The 17,531-nt window shown below is 48.7% G+C and carries 18 protein-coding genes; 10 read left to right on the top strand and 8 right to left on the bottom strand.

Annotated features, from left to right (window positions below):
• Positions 1 to 19 precede the first annotated feature (19 nt).
• The 3 genes from B4E62_RS04325 to B4E62_RS04315 form a co-directional block, all read right to left on the bottom strand.
• The gene (locus tag B4E62_RS04325) at positions 20 to 391 is read right to left on the bottom strand and encodes an XRE family transcriptional regulator (protein WP_310072948.1); all 372 of its coding nucleotides are present in this window, start codon (positions 389 to 391) and stop codon (positions 20 to 22) included.
• Between the two features lie 165 nt (positions 392 to 556).
• Positions 557 to 1,117 carry a glutathione S-transferase gene (locus tag B4E62_RS04320; protein ID WP_310072947.1) on the bottom strand — a complete coding sequence of 187 codons (561 nt, stop codon included), beginning with the start codon at positions 1,115 to 1,117 and terminating at the stop codon, positions 557 to 559.
• A gap of 19 nt (positions 1,118 to 1,136) precedes the next feature.
• On the bottom strand, positions 1,137 to 1,619 hold the full coding sequence (locus tag B4E62_RS04315) for a nuclear transport factor 2 family protein (protein WP_331351188.1): 483 nt from the start codon (positions 1,617 to 1,619) through the stop codon (positions 1,137 to 1,139).
• Between the two features lie 246 nt (positions 1,620 to 1,865).
• Between B4E62_RS04315 and B4E62_RS04310 the strand changes: the two genes are divergently transcribed.
• The 4 genes from B4E62_RS04310 (at position 1,866) to B4E62_RS04295 (ending at position 4,880) form a co-directional block, all read left to right on the top strand.
• A complete protein-coding gene (locus B4E62_RS04310; protein ID WP_310072944.1) occupies positions 1,866 to 2,171 on the top strand; it encodes a hypothetical protein in 306 nt (101 codons plus the stop codon).
• A gap of 82 nt (positions 2,172 to 2,253) precedes the next feature.
• Positions 2,254 to 2,775 (top strand): hypothetical protein, encoded by a 522-nt coding sequence (locus B4E62_RS04305; protein WP_310072941.1) that lies wholly within the window; start codon positions 2,254 to 2,256, stop codon positions 2,773 to 2,775.
• Between the two features lie 121 nt (positions 2,776 to 2,896).
• Positions 2,897 to 3,661 carry a sulfite exporter TauE/SafE family protein gene (locus tag B4E62_RS04300; RefSeq protein ID WP_310072940.1) on the top strand — a complete coding sequence of 255 codons (765 nt, stop codon included), beginning with the start codon at positions 2,897 to 2,899 and terminating at the stop codon, positions 3,659 to 3,661.
• A gap of 100 nt (positions 3,662 to 3,761) precedes the next feature.
• On the top strand, positions 3,762 to 4,880 hold the full coding sequence (locus B4E62_RS04295; protein WP_331351187.1) for an outer membrane beta-barrel protein: 1,119 nt from the start codon (positions 3,762 to 3,764) through the stop codon (positions 4,878 to 4,880).
• Positions 4,881 to 4,923: 43 nt separating this feature from the next.
• Here the strand turns inward: B4E62_RS04295 and B4E62_RS04290 are convergent, their stop codons facing one another.
• The 4 genes from B4E62_RS04290 to B4E62_RS04275 all read right to left on the bottom strand — a co-directional run bounded on the left by B4E62_RS04290 (position 4,924) and on the right by B4E62_RS04275 (position 11,475).
• Positions 4,924 to 5,379: a hypothetical protein gene (locus tag B4E62_RS04290; RefSeq protein ID WP_310072936.1), complete on the bottom strand. Its 456-nt coding sequence runs from the start codon at positions 5,377 to 5,379 to the stop codon at positions 4,924 to 4,926.
• A 166-nt stretch (positions 5,380 to 5,545) separates the two neighbouring features.
• Positions 5,546 to 8,506, bottom strand: a complete 2,961-nt coding sequence (locus B4E62_RS04285) for a DUF748 domain-containing protein (RefSeq protein ID WP_331351186.1) — start codon at positions 8,504 to 8,506, stop codon at positions 5,546 to 5,548.
• A gap of 230 nt (positions 8,507 to 8,736) precedes the next feature.
• Entirely contained in the window at positions 8,737 to 9,078 is a 342-nt protein-coding gene (locus tag B4E62_RS04280; RefSeq protein ID WP_310072932.1) for a zinc ribbon domain-containing protein YjdM, read from the bottom strand.
• Positions 9,079 to 9,144: 66 nt separating this feature from the next.
• Complete coding sequence (locus B4E62_RS04275) at positions 9,145 to 11,475, bottom strand: Tex family protein (RefSeq protein ID WP_331351185.1); 2,331 nt, start codon at positions 11,473 to 11,475, stop codon at positions 9,145 to 9,147.
• Positions 11,476 to 11,724: 249 nt separating this feature from the next.
• Between B4E62_RS04275 and B4E62_RS04270 the strand changes: the two genes are divergently transcribed.
• The 3 genes from B4E62_RS04270 (at position 11,725) to B4E62_RS04260 (ending at position 13,810) form a co-directional block, all read left to right on the top strand.
• A complete protein-coding gene (locus B4E62_RS04270; RefSeq protein ID WP_331351184.1) occupies positions 11,725 to 12,519 on the top strand; it encodes a DUF2884 family protein in 795 nt (264 codons plus the stop codon).
• Positions 12,520 to 12,584: 65 nt separating this feature from the next.
• A complete protein-coding gene (locus B4E62_RS04265) occupies positions 12,585 to 13,364 on the top strand; it encodes a GIN domain-containing protein (RefSeq protein WP_331351183.1) in 780 nt (259 codons plus the stop codon).
• Between the two features lie 44 nt (positions 13,365 to 13,408).
• A complete protein-coding gene (locus B4E62_RS04260; RefSeq protein WP_310072925.1) occupies positions 13,409 to 13,810 on the top strand; it encodes a nuclear transport factor 2 family protein in 402 nt (133 codons plus the stop codon).
• Between the two features lie 31 nt (positions 13,811 to 13,841).
• Here the strand turns inward: B4E62_RS04260 and B4E62_RS04255 are convergent, their stop codons facing one another.
• Positions 13,842 to 15,152 (bottom strand): diguanylate cyclase domain-containing protein, encoded by a 1,311-nt coding sequence (locus B4E62_RS04255; RefSeq protein ID WP_310072923.1) that lies wholly within the window; start codon positions 15,150 to 15,152, stop codon positions 13,842 to 13,844.
• Between the two features lie 200 nt (positions 15,153 to 15,352).
• On the opposite strand from B4E62_RS04255, the gene B4E62_RS04250 reads away from it, so the two are divergent.
• From B4E62_RS04250 to B4E62_RS04240, 3 genes are read left to right on the top strand one after another with little or no spacing between them, the layout of a single operon-like run.
• Positions 15,353 to 15,715 carry a GntR family transcriptional regulator gene (locus B4E62_RS04250; RefSeq protein ID WP_331351182.1) on the top strand — a complete coding sequence of 121 codons (363 nt, stop codon included), beginning with the start codon at positions 15,353 to 15,355 and terminating at the stop codon, positions 15,713 to 15,715.
• 1 nt (position 15,716) lies between these two features.
• The gene (locus B4E62_RS04245) at positions 15,717 to 16,595 is read left to right on the top strand and encodes an ABC transporter ATP-binding protein (RefSeq protein ID WP_331351181.1); all 879 of its coding nucleotides are present in this window, start codon (positions 15,717 to 15,719) and stop codon (positions 16,593 to 16,595) included.
• Positions 16,595 to 17,530 carry a hypothetical protein gene (locus B4E62_RS04240; RefSeq protein ID WP_331351180.1) on the top strand — a complete coding sequence of 312 codons (936 nt, stop codon included), beginning with the start codon at positions 16,595 to 16,597 and terminating at the stop codon, positions 17,528 to 17,530. Before B4E62_RS04245 ends, B4E62_RS04240 begins: the two co-directional genes overlap by 1 nt.
• Position 17,531: the final 1 nt, after the last annotated feature.

Below are 17,531 nucleotides of genomic sequence, written 5' to 3'. Positions count from 1 at the left end.
GCAATCCTTAGCTTGGGGTTTAAATGCGCCCGCGCATGGCATCGAGATACCAAAGCACACGTGTCAGCCCATCGGCTTTACGGATAAGTTCAGCGGGTGCTTCTTCACCTAAATGATGATTGGGAGTGCTCATCCAATGCTTCATTGCCTCGCTATTGCCACCGAGGATCGAAAACAGTGAGCGATAGACGCGAATTAGCAGCAGCGCCATTTCAAACGGCTTCTGCTCCGGTACGGGTGATGAGCCATTTTTCATACGTGCAACTGTGGACACTGAGACCCCAATCGCCTCGGCTAGCTGCTCGCGGGCAAGTCCCAAGGCGTCAGCGGCGCTAATGACGCTGTCGCCAACAAGGTTGAGGTCTGAGATGGAAACCGCTTTGCTGTGCATGGAATGTGCTCGTATCAAGTGACACTATTGATTATATTGAGTGTCATGTGAAATGCAAGGGTGTTTTTTGAACAGCTAAGAAAAGGGGTATCACGGTTGGTGTTTTAGTACTATGCATACCCGCGCTCGCGGGTATGACATACAAGTGAAGATGTCAGGGTTGTCTTAACCTTGCGGCGGTTGTGTTGCTATAAAGTGAGGATAGTTAAGGGCGCCCGAATAAAATTTTTCCAAATTGTTATAGCTGGAGAAATCAATTTGGTTGCGAAATTTCGCCCAGCCGATAAAGCAGGCGAGTCGTATTTGGGCATCGTTGTAAGGTGCACTGGCCGGCCATTGTTGCTGGTTTAATTCTGCAAGTGTTGACTGGATGCGTGCTGCCTGGCGTTGCAGGTAAGGTACGGCAGTTACATCCACGCCGTCGCGTTTGATAAAAAATAAATTTACCGTTGCATCCATAAGTGTATTGACCAAACACACATCATCCAACTCCTTTGCGCTTTTACAATAATCTTGCCCGGCTTTTTCGCGCAGGTATTTGGTGATCGATGCAGAGTCAGTTAAAAACACATCGCCATCCTCAAGAAAAGGAACCCGTTGCGTGGGTGACTTTGCCGTGCTGCCTGCTTGGTCGGTCTCGATAAATTCACAAGGCTGCGCTGTTTCCAATAACACCACTCGCACATGGCGAACAAAAGGCGATGTGTAGCTGCCGTAAAGTTTCATAGCATTTTCTCTGGATTATTTATTGGGCTTTAGGTGGATATTTAAATGCCTGGCGCGCGAGTAGTTTCCAATCGCCTGCTTGTTTTTGCCACACCAGTAATACACCCAAATGAATGGTGTTGGGTACACCACCATCTTTAATATCCGCATTCAGGTTGTGGCGCACCAGCGCAACATCACCTGAAATGCTGATGGTTTGGTCCGTCAATTCCATGGTGACGAAATCGGATTTGCCGCTGGCAATTTTTTCAACAAATGCTGCTTGGTCTTCTATATTGCCGCTTGAGTGACCATAGCTGAGTTGTGGTGCAGACAATGCGCGCAGGGCTTTACCGTCACCGTCAACCATGGCCAGACGTAACTGCTCGACTTTGTTTGTAAGTAGTTCCGTTTCGGAGCTATCTGCCATCGCGCTGTTGGTTATTGCTGTGGTGCTTATGCAAAGGCTGGTGATGAATATAAGTCTTTTGATAACCGGGTGGTTTAAGTAAGCGTGGATCATGGAGTAAACCCTGTTCTGGTGTGAGTGAAGCGACCGAGTTAACGTTCTTATAATGGGGCTGATTCTAGCGGTTAGCGGGGTGATTTGTGCATATCAATTATGTAAAAGCATGCTGATAGCCCATCTGGATATTCCAACACGGTTTTTGACAATATTGATTATTCTCGCGACACTTAGTGTGAATCCTATCACGCGTCACTATGAAAATTGCTACAGGGTTAGTTAATTGGTTAAGGGAGTTGCAACATGCCGGAACCTGGAACATCAAAATCACCCTTCAAATCCACTCTCGCTGAGCGTTTACAGCACGTTGTTGACAATCGGCGTGGTGTCCAGAAAGCAGTCCCTATCGATCTCGGACGCTATCTTAATGAATCCCAGTTGCTCGCTTTACATAGCCTGGAGAGTTTTGGCTGGCATCTGTGGTTTGTGCGTCGGCCATTGTTTATGCAGCCGATAGTGATGGTTGCTAATTCGGAATCAACCCAGCATGCACAGCTGGAGGAAGATGGCTCGGTAAATCTAAAACCACAACTGCACTTACGGCATTAATTTTTTGTGGCCTAAATTGTTCAGGCGGGATTCAGTGGTTCAGCTCTAGCATTAACATCGTATACTTCTACGGAGCTGTGCCATGATAAAAATCCTGCCCGCTGCAATTTTATTTTCCTTTTCTGTTTTCTTGTCCGGCTGTGGCAGTGACACTGTTGCGGTTGATGATCCTCATGAAGACTATGTTCCTGAATTGTATGCTTACGATATTGTCGATAGCTACAACACAGACACGGCTACTCCTCAGCATCCGGCGCTCGCATTTAATCCTTTCATTAATGATGGACGCTACAAAATTTTTTGGGATGTGAATAGCTTGGAAGACTATCAGGTATCTTTAAGAATTAACGATAGGGCGTCTATTAATGGCAGTTTGTTAATTCATTCGCAGCGGTGCGGAGCGGGGCGCGCTTGCGATCAATCGGGCAATTGGGTATGTGAATATGCAAATGATTTTTATATGTCCTGCGATGGATTTGTGCATGAGACAGATATTTATCCGCTGATTGATCAAATTCCGCAAAAAGTGTACATGTTTATCGAAGTCTGCGATTCCAATTCCGGCTATTGCGAATTTGACTACTATCCCGTCACTCTCGAATAGAATGAAGAGATAATTGTGTGCCAATAAATTTTTGTTCAGACGCAGGGAAGCGCTGGATAAATTTGCTTAATTTCATCATGCTGCCAAGGTCTTTAGTCAATCAGCTTGCGCAGCCCTTCCTATGATCAGTGATCTCTCGTTTTACCTGCTCGCCATTCCCGTAGTGGTTTTAGTCGGCATGTCCAAAGGTGGTTTTGGCGGCGGCTTTGGCACGCTCGCCGTACCGCTGCTATCGCTGATGATCGATCCCCGTCTTGCTGCTGCGATTTTATTGCCGATTTTGTGCAGTATGGATGCGTTCAGCCTGTGGAGCTTTCGTGGCACCTGGGACAAGCTCAACCTAAAAATTTTATTACCCGGTGCATTGCTGGGTACTATTGCAGGGGCGTTGACATTTGAAATGACCAATGCTGATTGGGTGCGCGTGATAATAGGTCTTTTATCGATTTATTTTGTTGCGCATTATTTATGGGGTAAACATTTTTTAGAACGGTTGGAGCAGCGGCGGCCCAACAAAATCGCAGGCAGTTTTTGGGGCAGCATTGCCGGTTATGTCAGTTACATTGCACATGCGGGCGGACCGCCAATTGCGATCTATTTATTGCCGCAACATTTATCCAAATCCGTATTGGCGGGCACTACGATTTTATTTTTTGCCATCATCAATTTTATAAAACTGATTCCTTATGTCTGGCTCGGTCAGATCAGTGGAGGGTCATTTTTCACATCGCTTGCGTTGTTACCACTTGCTCCTTTTGGCGTCTGGCTCGGTGTTTATTTACATCATCGCGTATCTGACCGTATTTTTTATTGGATCAGTTATGGGTTTTTATTGTTGGCGGGGATCAAGTTGACCTACGAGGGCGCATGGGGATTATGGGGATAAATTGCTCTGGCTGGTATTTATTGATGAATTGGGTATGATTCGCCCGCGAGTGAGTGTGGTTAGAGCAAAAAAACAACTGAATTAAGAAGGAAAATGGAATATGCGAGTGATAATAACGGCCGGGTTGCTAACCTTACCTGTTACTGCTTTAGCGGTTAATACTGAGCCTGCCGGCTTTTATGCGGGTATTGGTGTAAGCCAAATTGATTATTCAGGCAAGGCACATGCATCTATAAGTGAAAAGCCGGACTGGACTGCATTGGAACTTTCTGGCGGTTACAAACACAACCCTTTTGTTGGGGTCGAGTCTCGAATTGGTGTGGGCGGTTCGCCCGAGCTTTTATACGGTGGGCTTTACTATCGTACTGAAAGTGCAAATGACACCGCCAAAACCTATCTGTTATTAGGCTTCGCCGGCGCAAATATTAAAGCCAAAACGGGCAGTGATCTGTCTTTGGCTGGGCCTTCTTATGGAGCAGGTGTTGGTTTTCCTGTGAGCAGAAACTTCAATTTTAATCTTGAGTACCGTGTGGTCGTGGATGATAGCGATGAGCATGTAAACCTTAATGCTTTCACTGCCAGCTTGGATTATCGTTTCTCTGGATTCTCGGGTGGAAGATCCTCAAGCTCTGACTCTGGTTCCAGCTCCCAATATATCAACCCACAAGACCGCGGTTTTTATGCGGGACTCGGAATTGCCAAAATCGATTTGAAAGTCGATGAGCCTGGTTATGAAGGTGATGACGAAGAAATGGAGGAGGATGAGGGAGGGGATGAACCTTCCTGGAATGCCGTTGAATTAATAGGTGGTTATAGCCACAGTCCATGGGCCACCGTTGAGATGCGATTGGGGACCACCGACAACGCCGGTGAAGAGGGTGTTGACCTGACATTAAATTATGCGTCGCTCTACTATCGCCCTAGCATCAGTTTCAGCCAGATAGAGTTGTATGGACTGGTTGGCTTTTCATCTGTACGCCTCAAATTTGAGGAAGACGCGTATTACGATGATGAGGAATTGATTGAGGGCGAAACAGAAAGCTTCAGTTTTTCAGGCGCGTCTGTGGGTGCAGGTGTGAGTGCATCGATTACCGAGCAGCTGAGTGCTGGGCTTGAATACCGTTTGCTGGTGCGCGATGACTTGAAAGGCGAAGTTGACGAAGAGGACGAGACATGGGATTTCACTGCCGTGTCAGCTAACGTTAATTACCGCTTTTAATCTGTGTTACCGGCACAGGGATGTGTGCCGGTGTGGATTTCCGTTAAGCGCCTGCACTTGCAGTTGTTGATTCAGGAGTGCTGCTGGGCGTGCTGCTATCACTCGATGTGCTACTGCTGGTTTGCAGTGTGCAGTACTGAATAATTTTCTCTTCTATTTTTGCTGCAGCACTGGATGTTTTTTGCTGTTGCTTCCAAAACTTACACTCCACGCTGCGCTCTTTAATTGCCGTTAATTTGGCGAGCCTATCGGCTTCAGCTTTATCTGCAAGTTGCTGTTCGCGGCGTGCTTCAGCCTCCTCGTAAAAAGATTCGGCATTGGCAATGCTGGTTTCTGCATCGGCGCTGGATGGGGCGGGAGATTCTACCTCCGCAACAGGTGTAGCTTGAGCGGGTTGTGTGTAAGTGGGTGGGATTGCAGCGTCAGGCCGGCTGGTGAGGAGGTAAACTGAAATACCTCCCAGTACAAATAAGGCCGCACCGCCAATCATCATTTTCACATGTTGCTCCATTGCCTTTTTCTCCTATGGGCACGAACCAATCTATCTATTCACAAAACATTCCGGCGGCGATACTACCGACTTGCGTCACAAATTACAAAAATATGCGCCAGACTCGAGTCTTGCTGCTCTGGCTCTATCCGATCAGATTTGCGGTTATTAATACTCAGCGGTCAGTAGCTGTTGCTAGCGTCTGGTTCAAATCAGACAGGTCCAACTTCACTATGCGGCGGCTACAAGTGTCGGCTTGGGTGCAATCCAGATTGGAGTTGATCAACACGCGACTGTTATCGACTTTCAGCTGTTGCACCAAAAATTGTTTGGCGTTGATGCTGCGCTGCGCTGCCAATTGGATCAGTGCTTCCGGCGCGATTACGACGGTTTGCAGCCATTGCTCATGCACCTGTACCGGGTTTAGTCCTGTATCACTTTTCAAACCCAGTTTGCGATACTCCGCCAGCACCGCTTTTTGCCAGCGCTCGTTTTGGGACTTGATGTCTTTATTTTCCAAACCATGCTCTTCCAGTAAAACCTGCTTGACCTGTGCCAGGCGCAAACCGCGCAGATCGGTATTTTGGTCATAGCTTCCACGCAGTTCGATGCGCAGCTCCGGGCGTTTTTTCAGCGCTTGTTGCAGCGCGTTGAGTTTGCGTGTGGCAGTGGTGAGCAATTGCGATGAGCCGGAATTAAACGGCAGGTAGCCGAGATCCTCTTTACTGCCAACCAATTTGGCGAGCAAGGTAAACGGGGATTTCACAATTTTGACCAGTGAATTGCGCACCGCTTGGCGGATGACTTTGCCGATATCAAACCCCGGGTCATTCTGGTTGCCGCGCACACCTATATCCAAAGTGGCGAGACCGTTTTCATCGGTTAATAGCGCCAGCGCCAAACGCAGGGGGACGTCCATCGCTTTTGCGTCGTCTACCCGTTCACCCAATTGCAGTTGGTCCATCTCGATATGGTTGTCGCCCTGGATCAGGCCTTTGTTCAGACGGTAGTGCAAGTTGGCAGTGAGCAGGCCGCGCTCAATGCGCCAGCCAGCGTAGGTACTGGAATAACCGCTAAAGCCGCCGAGGTCGAGGTTTTCAAAATCGAGCCGTGCATCCAGCAAAGGTTGGGTGAGGAAGGGTTGGGTTTTGCCCTGCAAGTTGACCGGTGCGTAGCCGTCCACATCGCCGTGGAATTTGAACAGCGCGGGTTTGCTGGTATCCGATGAGAGGCCGGTCATAGTACCGCTAAAGTTTTGCACGGCTGCCGTAAAGTTAGGCGTGAGGGTTTCATCGTTGAAGCGGAACGAGGCTTTATCCAGCACAAATTTGTGCAGGTTGAAATGCCAGGGCGCAGCGGGTTCACGGGCACGGGTTAGTGAATCGATTGATGAATTGGTTGATGGATGGATTGATCCATTTTGCGCAGCGGCATCGGGCGTTGCGGTAGTGTTGGGCGGTTCGGGAAAGAGCGCCTGCAAATTGGTTTTACCTTCTTTGGTGATCACAAAACGGCTGTCGAATCCGCTTAATTCCAGCAATGGGACTTCCACTTGCTGAGTGGTTAAATCCAACTGGGCGTCGCTCCATTTCAAACTGCGCCAGGTCAGCAGCTCCTGTGCCGCAGCGGTTGGTCGCAGCTTGATATCGGTAATGGAGCCGCTGCTCTTAATTTGGGTGGGGGTCGCATTGCGTATCTGCACATCGGCCTTGGTATGCAATTGCCCGTTAACGATATCGACACGCACATAGGGGGTGAGTAAAGGCTGGGCAATGGCGGCGGGCAGGGCAGTCAGTTCGGTTGCAAATTGGCCGTCTCGGCTGGCGAGGTTGAATTCCCCTGCGAGGTCGAGCTGGGCGCTCTCGTCGATACTGGTAGCGAGCTGGATGGTCATTGCTCTGGCGCCGCTTGTATCGATATTGGCAGCGGTCAGGTTTAACTGGCGCGCCTTGAACAGGTGCTGATCCAGATCGCCAGCGCGCCAATCGACGGCCGCATCATTGAGTGCGAATTTGTTAACCATAACTACCCAAGGTGTATTGCTGGCATCAACCGCCGGTGCATCGCCCGCCATACTTTTGAGGATAAAGGCGCGTGCCAGACCGTTGCTCTCACCGAGGTTCCAGCTGGATAGCTGCAATCCGTTGACCTGCACATCGGCTACGGCCAGTTGTTGGGTTTGGCTGGCGGCGCTAATCCCGCTCAGTTTCAATTCGCCTAGGCTCATTTCAACATCGCGTGCGCTAGCTTTACCGCTGCGCAATTTGCTATTTGCCAGAACCAGTTGACCTTGTTCCAGCGACCAGATGAGGTCTTTTTTCCAGCGCAATTGATACTGGCCTTCGAGGTTGAGATGCGCCTTTTGCAGGGTGAAATTGAGTTGCGATTTAAAATATTTCCACACCGGTTGCAGGTCGATATTGTTGAGCGCCAATTCACCCTGGCTGCGTGCGCCCTTGATCGATAAATTACCCTTCCAGATCAGTTCACCGCCATCTCCCATTGCCGCCTGCAATTGATACGGCTGGTTCTCGTCAGCGAGCGTGGAAAAGTTTTGCAATTCAAACTGGATATTATCGAGGCTGGTGTGAAACGGCTCCGCGCTAGTGCTATCGGTAAATTGCAGTGACTCTATCGTCACCCGGGTGTGGTTGATGATCAGCGCCGGCAGCTCACTCTCATCGGTAACGGGCGCAGGTGTTGGATTTGCAGCTGCTTGGGCGGCGCGATATTGGCGGATATCATCAAAGTTCCAGGTGTGGTTGGCCAGCTTTTGCGGATGCAGCCAAAGCCCATCCAGCTCCACTTCATCCAGCGTGGGTGCGAAATGAATCATCGTTTGAAGCAGCGACAGGTCGATATGGATGCGGCGCGCTGACCAGAGCGGGGTGCCATCGGAGTTATTGTCTTGGATGTTGCGCGCAGTTATCGCAAGGGTAAACGGATTAAAATGGATCAGGTCGTAATGCAGTATGCGCCCGATCTGTTGTTGGTAAATAGCACCCGCGCCCCAATTAAGCAGTGGCAACACCACCAGTATGCAAACGACGAGATAAATTGCGTAGACGCGAAATAGTAATGTTACCGCGCGCTGCTGCCAAAGTTGCATCAGCAATGCCCCAACGGACGCTTTCATTGTGTCTCCTTGTTGTGACTCAAGTGCGGTAACTCAAATACAGTAACTCAAATGTTTACCATGATGGATAGGGTGCGAGGGCTGTGATTAAAGGTAGCACAAGGTGTAGTTGTTATGACCTCGGCTGGTTGGCGGAGTTGCCAGTTTGTGTGCTGTAGCTATACAAAATAAGCCAAAAAAAAGCAGCGAGTTAAACTGCTCGCTGCTTTTTTATCCGGAACCTGGATTCTTCACACCTTTTTTACAAATTCCGATTTCAGCATCATCGCGCCTATGCCGTCGATTTTGCAGTCGATATCGTGATCACCATCCACCAGACGATTGATTTTTACTTTGGTGCCGACTTTTAAGGTCGAAGATGAGCCTTTTACTTTTAAGTCTTTAATCAGCGTAACAAAATCGCCATCGGCTAATAAATTGCCATTGGCATCGCGCACGATTAATACATCGTCGCCCGCCGCCTCTGCTGCAGCTTTTGGCCATTCGTGTGCGCACTCGGGGCAGATAAATAATTCGCCATCTTCATAGGTGTATTCGGAATTGCATTTGGGGCAAGTGGGAAGTGTGCTCATATAATTTTCTTCAAATTGGTGTGGTCCTCCCAAGCAGGGCTTGGGAGGGGCGTATTGGTGGGAGAGCTATTTCTTTTTCAATGCTTGCTGTAGCAGCGCACCCATGCTACCCATTGCCGCTGGAGCAGGATTATTTTTCTGCGCCGCGCGCTGTTGGTTTTGCGATTGTGGACGCTCTCCGCCCTTCTTGCCTTCCACTTTTTCACCAGGTGTATCATCCAGACGCAATGACAGGGCGATACGTTTGCGCGGTACATCCACTTCCATCACTTTGGCTTTGACTATGTCGCCAGCTTTTACCGCTTCGCGCGGATCTTTAATGAAATTGTGTGAGAGTGCAGAGATATGTACCAAGCCATCCTGATGCACGCCTATATCCACAAACGCGCCGAAATTGGTAACGTTAGTGACAGTACCTTCCAAAATCATTCCCGGCACCAAATCGGTAATTTCCTCTACGCCCTCCTGAAATTGGGCGGTTTTAAATTCCGGGCGCGGGTCGCGGCCGGGTTTATCCAATTCTTTGATGATGTCGGTGACGGTGGGAACACCGAATTTTTCATCGGTATAGTCCGCTGCTTTTAAACCGCGCAGGAAGGATGAGTCACCAATCAGACCTTTAATTTCACGCGCATTTTTTTGCGCTATTTTTTCAACAATGGAATAGGATTCCGGATGCACAGCAGAGGCGTCGAGTGGATTTTCGCCACCGGCAACACGCAAAAATCCTGCGGCTTGTTCAAAGGTTTTTTCACCAAAGCGCGGTACTTTTTTCAATGCGGCACGCGAATTAAACGCGCCGTTCTGGTTGCGGAATTCAACGATGTTATTTGCCAATGTCGTGTTCAGACCGGATACACGCGCAAGCAGCGCCGCCGATGCGGTATTCACTTCCACACCCACCGCGTTCACACAGTCCTCAACTACCGCATCGAGCGAGCGCGCCAGTTGTGATTGCGAAACGTCGTGTTGGTACTGGCCAACCCCGATGGATTTTGGATCGATTTTTACCAATTCAGCGAGTGGATCTTGTAAGCGGCGTGCGATGGAAATTGCACCGCGAATCGTTACATCCAAATCCGGAAATTCTTTCGCTGCAAATTCAGAGGCAGAGTAAACCGATGCCCCGGCTTCACTCACAATCACCGTGCTGGCTTTAATGTCGGTGTGCTTTTTCAACACATCTTTAGCAAATTTTTCAGTCTCGCGCGACGCGGTGCCGTTGCCAATCGCAATCAAACCGACATTGTGTTTGTTGCACAGGTGAACCAGAATCGCTTCTGATTCGGCAATTTTATTCAGCGGCGGAGTTGGGTACATCACGCAATGGTCGAGCACTTTACCGGTCGCATCAACTACAGCAACTTTTACACCGGTGCGCATGCCTGGGTCGAGGCCGATAGTGGCTTTTTGCCCTGCGGGTGCGGCGAGCAACAAATCTTTTAAATTGGATGCGAATACTTTAATCGCTTCTTCTTCCGCTTTTTCGCGCAGCTCGCCGAGCAAATCGGTTTCCAAATGCGTGAGCAGTTTTACTCGCCAAGTCCAGCGCACTACTTCAGCGAGCCAGCCATCTGCAGCGCGGCCTTTATCTTGCACCTGCCAGTGTTCGGCGATCATGGTTTCGCAGGGGTGGCCAACGCGTGCTTCTTCATCGCCCACTTTGACGCTGATGGTCAGCACGCCTTCGTTGCGGCCGCGGAACATGGCGAGTGCGCGATGCGAAGGCACCGATTTAAGCGGTTCGTCGTGTTCAAAATAATCGCGGAATTTTTGCACCTCTTGCGATGTATCCGTTTCTTTGCCAGTGGCAACACGTGCAGAAAAGGTTGCTTCCTGGGTTAAGAAATGGCGCAGGCGGCCAAGCAATTCGGCATCTTCACTGAATTTTTCCATCAGTATGTATTTGGCACCGTCGAGCGCGGATTTCACATCATTAATGCTGTGCTCGGCATTGAAGTATTTTGCCGCTTCCACTTCCGGTGCGAGCGTCGGGTCGGCCAGCAGTGCTTCGGCCAGTGGTTCAAGGCCTGCCTCTTTGGCGATTTGGCCCTTGGTGCGGCGCTTGGGTTTGTAGGGCAGGTACAAGTCTTCCAGGCGGTTTTTGGTATCGGCGATCTGGATCTCGCGCTCCAATTCCGGCGTGAGCTTCTCTTGTTCGGCGATGGATTTGAGGATCGCCGCACGGCGCTCTTCCAATTCGCGCAGGTAGCGCAGGCGCTCTTCCAAGAAACGCATTTGCGTATCGTCCAGCCCGCCAGTCACTTCTTTACGGTAGCGGGAGATGAAGGGCACGGTCGCGCCTTCATCAAGCAACCCGACGGCGGCGCTAACTTGTTGTTCCTGAACGTTTAATTCATCGGCAATGCGTTTGGCAATACTGGGTAAGCTGGTCATAGAAGAAATGCTCGTGTTGCGGCTTGGATCGGAAAGGGCACCATTATCCCCATATTCAGGGCGCCTGCCAGACTTGTTTTTAGCCGGTGTTTATGAGCGGAAAAGAATATTTTGCAACGGGTGAATCCGATTCGGCACTGCCTGCGTCTCAATCAATAACCGCGCCGTGAGTTAACCGAAAGAAGCCTTGCTTTTTAACATCCACTGAACATCCATTGATCGATGTATGACAACCGAAAGGAGCTGGACATGAAAACACTTATTGCCTCGGTTTTACTGCTTGCCGCAGGCTCTGCTGCTGCGCACAACTCGTGCAATCTGGAATTGGATGCGGGTGTGCGCATCACTGATAGCAGCATTGAGTTTTATAACGAGGATCAGCAGGCCTACAAAATTGTTGAGGACCAATATCTGGTGGTGAAAGGGCGTGTGCTCAAACTCAATCAGATGCAACAAGAGATGGTCGCAAGCTACGCCGCCAGTATCCGCGCCGCCGTGCCGGAAGTACGCAGCATGGCGCTGGATGGAATTGATCTGGCGATTGACGCTATCACTATTACTTTCGATGGTTTGCTCGGCGAAAAGAATCAGGTCTCAGCGCAATTACTTACAGAGTTAAACAATGTAAAAAGTGATGTGAACCGTTATTTTAGCGCGGGTAATCCCATCACCTTTAATCGCGGTAATGAAGACACCCCCGAATTTTTAGGTAAATATTTTGAAACCCGGATCGAGCGTATTGTGGAGACTTCAGTACAAAACTCTATTGGCAGCATCATGATTGCAATGGGTAAAGAGGTGTTGGCATCGGGTGGTGATATGAACGCCTTTGAAGCGCGTATGAATAAATTCGGCGAGCAAATGGAGGTGCAGATGAATGCTAAAGCAGTGCGTATGGAGGCGCGCGGCGAGCAGCTTTGCAAGACTATACGTGCTGTTGATGCAAGGGAAGAGCAGTTAAAGCACGCTGTGCCGGCGATTGAGTCGTTTAATATTCTTCGCATCAGTTTGCCGGAAACCGACATTGCCCAGCACAAAATATAATGGGTGATAATTGTTTGCTGATTAATAGTATTCAATATTATTTTGTATAAAGACAGGAGCTGATTATGTTTATTCGTGCCTTAATAATGACTGCGATGGTTGCATTGGCCGCGCCGATGGCGTTTGCCGAAACCATTGCCAAAACTTACCCTGTAAAAGACTTTACTGAATTTGTCTCCGGCGGAAATACGGCGGTAGAAATTAGCCAGGATGGTACTGAGTACTTGCGCGTTGAAGCTGATGCTGAAGTGATGAAGCGAGTAAAGGTGGATCAAAGCGGTAAGCGTGTGAGTGTGTGGGTAAAAAGCGACGGAAATTTTTTTAATTGGTTCGGTCACAGCAATGACCCTGTGCGCATAGTCTTGCGTGTAAAAGAATTGGACTATTTGGAAATATCTGGCGGCGCGCGCGCCACAGTTGGCGATTTGCAAGGTGAAAAATTCCAGCTCAATGTCAGTGGTGCGGGCAATGTTAATTTTGCGGAATTAAATGCAAAACTGTTGCGCATGGAATTATCCGGTGCCGCCAATGTGCGTATTAACAGTGTCAATAGCCAGGAACAGGATTATGATTTATCGGGAGCATCAAACGCCGAAATTCAATCCGCAAGCAATACCCAGGAGTTGGATGTAGGCGCGAGCGGTGCGAGTAACTTTCGCGCAAAAAATCTCATCGCTAAAAGAGCTCATTTGGAAGCAAGCGGCGCATCACACATAGAAGCATCCGTGACGGAAATGCTGGATGCCAATGCCAGTGGTGCGTCAAGTGTTGATTACTACGGCAGCCCCAAAGCGAAGACCGATGCAAGTGGCGCAAGCCATGTCAATTCGCATGCAGTTGAATAAACATCTGTAGATATAAGTGCTTTAATAAAATAAGGAGAGTAATTGTGAAACCAATATTGTATGGAGTTCTGTTGATGGTTGCTTTTGCTCAGTCAATCAGTGCAAGTGAGGCAGATTTGTCGCCACTGGCAGTAGTCAACAAACGCATGGATGCTTACAACCAACACAATCTGAACGCTTTTTTGGCCACCTATGCTGAGACTGTTCAAGTGTATACATACCCCGACAAACAGCTCGCCGGCGGCAAGGCGCATTTACAATCGATTTTTGAACCCATGTTTAAAGAGGGGAATGTTGCCGTAAAAATACATCAGCAAATCGAAAAGGACAGCTATGTGATTAATCATGAGACAGTGATCCACGCGGATAAAAAAACGGATTATGTCTCGATTTATAAAGTTGTTGATGGTTTGATAACTGAGGTGCGTTTTGTGCGGGATATGTAAAAACTCACGCCTCGGTTGGTAATCAAGAACATCATGTAAACGATGACTGGTTTTTCTTGCGGTACATTTCCGCGTCTGCATGGCGCAACAGGTCTTTCTCGTTGTCGCCGTGCTGCGGAAAATGCGCCAAGCCAATACTCGGTAAAATGGTGATGGTGTGTTCGGCAAGTGCAAAGGGTAGGCTAAGCGCCGCATAAATTTTTTCGGCAACCGCTGTACTCTGTTCGGGTCGCTCAATGTTTTCCAATAGGATCACAAATTCATCACCACCAAAACGTGCGATGGTATCGCACTCGCGCACGCAGTGTTCAAGGCGGCGCGATGCCTGCTCTAATAATAAATCACCGATATTGTGGCCGTAGTTATCGTTCACGGCTTTGAATTTATCCATATCCAGGTACAAGAGTGAAAAAATGCCGTGGTTGCGTTTTGCGCGTGCCATCGCAGAGTGAATGCGATCATAAAATAAGGTGCGATTAGGCAGGCGAGTTAATTGATCATAAAGTGCGAGGTGCTCAAGGCGCGCCATCATCTGTTTGCGTTCTACCGCCGCTGCAATTTGCGTAGAAACAAATTGCAATAACTCCATATTTTTTTCACTGTAATGGTGCTCGGGTGAAAAACTTTTTAATACCAATGCGCCCAATACCCCCGAATGGGATTTCAGTGGAACGCCCAGCCAACTTTGCAGCGCCTGCCGTTCATAGGAAGCGTTGTAGAGCTGCGCTTTATTGGTATCCAGCACCTGCGCCAATAATTGATTGGCGATCTCGGTCCCGTCATTGCTAAACGAAAGCACTACCTGCTCATGTGAGTAAGGAAAGCTGGTTAATGCGGAATTACTATCGCGCAGTGCCACCGAAAAATTTTCAGCGGCTAACAACTCGCTAATAATTCGATGGATTTGCGCGAAGAGGGCATGTAGATCCTGTGTATTGTGTGAGGCTTCAGCAATCGCAAAAACGGCCTGCTGAATGCTCTCAGCCTGTTTGCGCCGGGTGATATCGCGTGCAACCGCCACGCGGCATTGGTCCACTTCCGACCAGCGCGCCGACCACATAATGTGGACCGTCTCGCCATTTTTGCGGATATAGCGATTCTCGAAATGTGGCTGGGGTTCACCGGCAACAATCCTATCCACAGTTTGCAATGTGAGCTGGCGGTCATCCGGATGCACCAGCTCCAGCATTTGTCTACCCATCATCTCGGCTTGGGTGTAGCCAAAAATCTGCTCTGCACTGGGGCTGACATAAAGAAAGTGCCCGTTTTTATCCACTACGCACACGGCATCGACTAACAGGTCAATATATTTGCCCAGCGCAGGGAAGGTGAGGGAGTTCATAGCGTATATCCGTCTCTAATCGCCATCACTCAAGGCGTTGGCGTTGTTGTCTTCATAGCATAGTCAGATCGGAGGGGGCTTGTAAAACCTTTGCTAGCGATTTGTGCGTAGGGGGCTTGTCTAAAATTGTTATGCTGTTATAGTTATGTATAACACTGTGTTGGTGTGTGAAATGAAATCGCTAAGCCGGAATAGAAGATATGAATTGGAATGATGATCAGCCCATATATCGACAGCTGCGCGAAAAAATTGTGGCGTTGGTTTTATCGGGTGTATTCAAAGAGGGTGACGCATTGCCGTCGGTGCGGCAGGTCGCCAGTGACTATCAAATTAATCACATTACCGTGAGTAAGGCCTATCAGGAGCTAGTGGATATGGGGCTGGTGGAAGCGCGGCGCGGCATGGGTATGTATGTGGTGCAGGGGGCACAACAAAAACTGCATGACATCGAAAAAGAAAAATTTATCTCTACCGAGGTGCCTGCACTTTTGCTGCGTATGCGGCAATTGGGTGTAAGTAAAAAAGAATTGATCGCCGCGCTGCAAGCCGCGCAAGGAGAATAATATGAGATCAGTAATTAGTGCCCGGGGGGTACACAAACATTACGGAAAAAAAATGGCGTTGGATAATATTAATCTACAAATCGACGCGGGAAAAATTGTGGGCTTAATTGGCCCTAATGGTGCGGGTAAGACCAGCTTGTTGAAAGGGATTTTAGGTTTGGCTCCGGTAGCGGGCGAATTGACAGTGTTGGGGATGAACCCACAGCGGGAGCGGGTGAAATTACTGGAGCAGGTTTCCTTTATAGCGGATACCGCCACTTTGCCGCGCTGGATCAAGGTACGTGAATTAATCGCTTACACCGAAGCCGTGCATCCGCGTTTCAGTCGCGCGCAGTGCATGGCGTTTTTAGCGAATACGGATATTCAATTAAACGATAAGGTGCAGCAACTTTCCAAAGGAATGGTGACGCAACTGCATCTGGCACTGATTATGGCGATTGATAGCAAGTTGTTGGTATTGGATGAGCCCACCTTGGGCCTGGATATTCTGTATCGCAAACAATTTTATGAGCGGTTGCTGAATGATTATTACGATGCTCAGAAAACAATTCTAATTACTACTCATCAAGTGGAGGAAATTGAATCTATCTTGACCGATTTGATTTTTATCAATCAGGGCAAGCTAGTTCTGAATAGCAGCATGGACGAGATCGCCGAGACCTATGTGGAGTTGCAGGTGGATGCGCACTATAAAGAGCATGCGCTGGCACACAATCCGATTCATGTGCGAAATCTACTCGGTGGTTTCGGTATGTTATATGAAGGCGCCCATCACCAGCGCGATTCGCTGGCAGCCTTGGGGCGTTTGGCCACACCCAGCCTGAGTGATTTATTTGTCGCCAAGGTAAAACCACAAATGTTTGTCCAGGGAGATGTGTGATGATCGCAACTATTGCGGCGCAAATGAAGCGTGAATTTTGGGAGCAGCGAGTCAGTTTTTTATGGGCGCCGCTGATTTTTATTTTTCTGGTTGAAGCGCTCTCTATTGGGGTAATGGTCAGTCCACAGAATCTTCACTTTCCCGAGAATGTGCCTATAACGCTGGATACGCTGACTGTTAAATCCTATTCATCACTTGATCCTGCTACCGGCAAAATACATTTGGATTTCAATACGCCTGACGCACTGGCATTAATTGCCTGCTTGCATCAAATCGTTGCCTGGGGGATTTTTGCGTTGATGTTTGCGGCGGCTATTGCGAACTACGTCCATAGCACCTTAATCGCCGACAGAAAAAGCCGGGAGATTTTATTTTGGCGCTCCATGCCGGTAAGCGAGACCACCAATGTAATGGCGAAATTATTAATGGTGTGTTTGGTTGTACCACTGTTGATCCTGCTCTGCAATTTATTGAGTTTTGCTTTGTTTATGATAACTGCACTATTCATGGGGCAAGATTTTTCACAGTGGTGGCCAGCGCTAAAAATGGGAGTGCTCAGCTTCAAAATATTAGGCAGTAGTTTTGTAGTTGTGCTGCTGATACTGCCTTTTATCTGCTGGGGATTATTTGCCTCTGCATTTGCAAAGCGTTCACCGGTCACTATCAGCATCGCAATTCCGGCAGGCTTATGGTTGGCCGATGTATTGCTGCAAAAATATGCTGAGATTAGTCTAGGAGTTAAGGCGTTGTTAGGCGGCTATTGGCAATTTGCATCCACCTCTTTTCGTAAGTTGTGGGGCTCTGAGGGCTATAGAATATTGGATATTAATCTGGCGTCTGCGGTGGATCCAAAAATCTCCTCAATCGCGATAATTATTTCTGTGCTTTTGGTTGCAGCCACTATTTGGCTGCGCAATAACCGTTACGAGATTTAAT

Origin of the sequence: Cellvibrio sp. UBA7671 (genome assembly GCA_002483145.1) — a bacterium.
Classification (GTDB): Bacteria; Pseudomonadota; Gammaproteobacteria; order Pseudomonadales; family Cellvibrionaceae; genus Cellvibrio; species Cellvibrio fibrivorans.
The sequence above is the reverse complement of the archived record's forward strand: the minus strand, read 5'-3'. Positions and strand labels throughout refer to the sequence as shown.

Bases quoted from the DNA above. Each gene is read 5' to 3' on its own strand.
- B4E62_RS04325 (WP_310072948.1), bottom strand. From the start codon at position 391: ATGCACAGCAAAGCGGTTTCCATCTCAGACCTCAACCTTGTTGGCGAC.
- B4E62_RS04320 (WP_310072947.1), bottom strand. From the start codon at position 1,117: ATGAAACTTTACGGCAGCTACACATCGCCTTTTGTTCGCCATGTGCGA.
- B4E62_RS04315 (WP_331351188.1), bottom strand. From the start codon at position 1,619: ATGATCCACGCTTACTTAAACCACCCGGTTATCAAAAGACTTATATTC.
- B4E62_RS04310 (WP_310072944.1), top strand. From the start codon at position 1,866: ATGCCGGAACCTGGAACATCAAAATCACCCTTCAAATCCACTCTCGCT.
- B4E62_RS04305 (WP_310072941.1), top strand. From the start codon at position 2,254: ATGATAAAAATCCTGCCCGCTGCAATTTTATTTTCCTTTTCTGTTTTC.
- B4E62_RS04300 (WP_310072940.1), top strand. From the start codon at position 2,897: ATGATCAGTGATCTCTCGTTTTACCTGCTCGCCATTCCCGTAGTGGTT.
- B4E62_RS04295 (WP_331351187.1), top strand. From the start codon at position 3,762: ATGCGAGTGATAATAACGGCCGGGTTGCTAACCTTACCTGTTACTGCT.
- B4E62_RS04285 (WP_331351186.1), bottom strand. From the start codon at position 8,506: ATGAAAGCGTCCGTTGGGGCATTGCTGATGCAACTTTGGCAGCAGCGC.
- B4E62_RS04280 (WP_310072932.1), bottom strand. From the start codon at position 9,078: ATGAGCACACTTCCCACTTGCCCCAAATGCAATTCCGAATACACCTAT.
- B4E62_RS04275 (WP_331351185.1), bottom strand. From the start codon at position 11,475: ATGACCAGCTTACCCAGTATTGCCAAACGCATTGCCGATGAATTAAAC.
- B4E62_RS04270 (WP_331351184.1), top strand. From the start codon at position 11,725: ATGAAAACACTTATTGCCTCGGTTTTACTGCTTGCCGCAGGCTCTGCT.
- B4E62_RS04265 (WP_331351183.1), top strand. From the start codon at position 12,585: ATGTTTATTCGTGCCTTAATAATGACTGCGATGGTTGCATTGGCCGCG.
- B4E62_RS04255 (WP_310072923.1), bottom strand. From the start codon at position 15,152: ATGAACTCCCTCACCTTCCCTGCGCTGGGCAAATATATTGACCTGTTA.
- B4E62_RS04250 (WP_331351182.1), top strand. From the start codon at position 15,353: ATGAATTGGAATGATGATCAGCCCATATATCGACAGCTGCGCGAAAAA.
- B4E62_RS04245 (WP_331351181.1), top strand. From the start codon at position 15,717: ATGAGATCAGTAATTAGTGCCCGGGGGGTACACAAACATTACGGAAAA.
- B4E62_RS04240 (WP_331351180.1), top strand. From the start codon at position 16,595: ATGATCGCAACTATTGCGGCGCAAATGAAGCGTGAATTTTGGGAGCAG.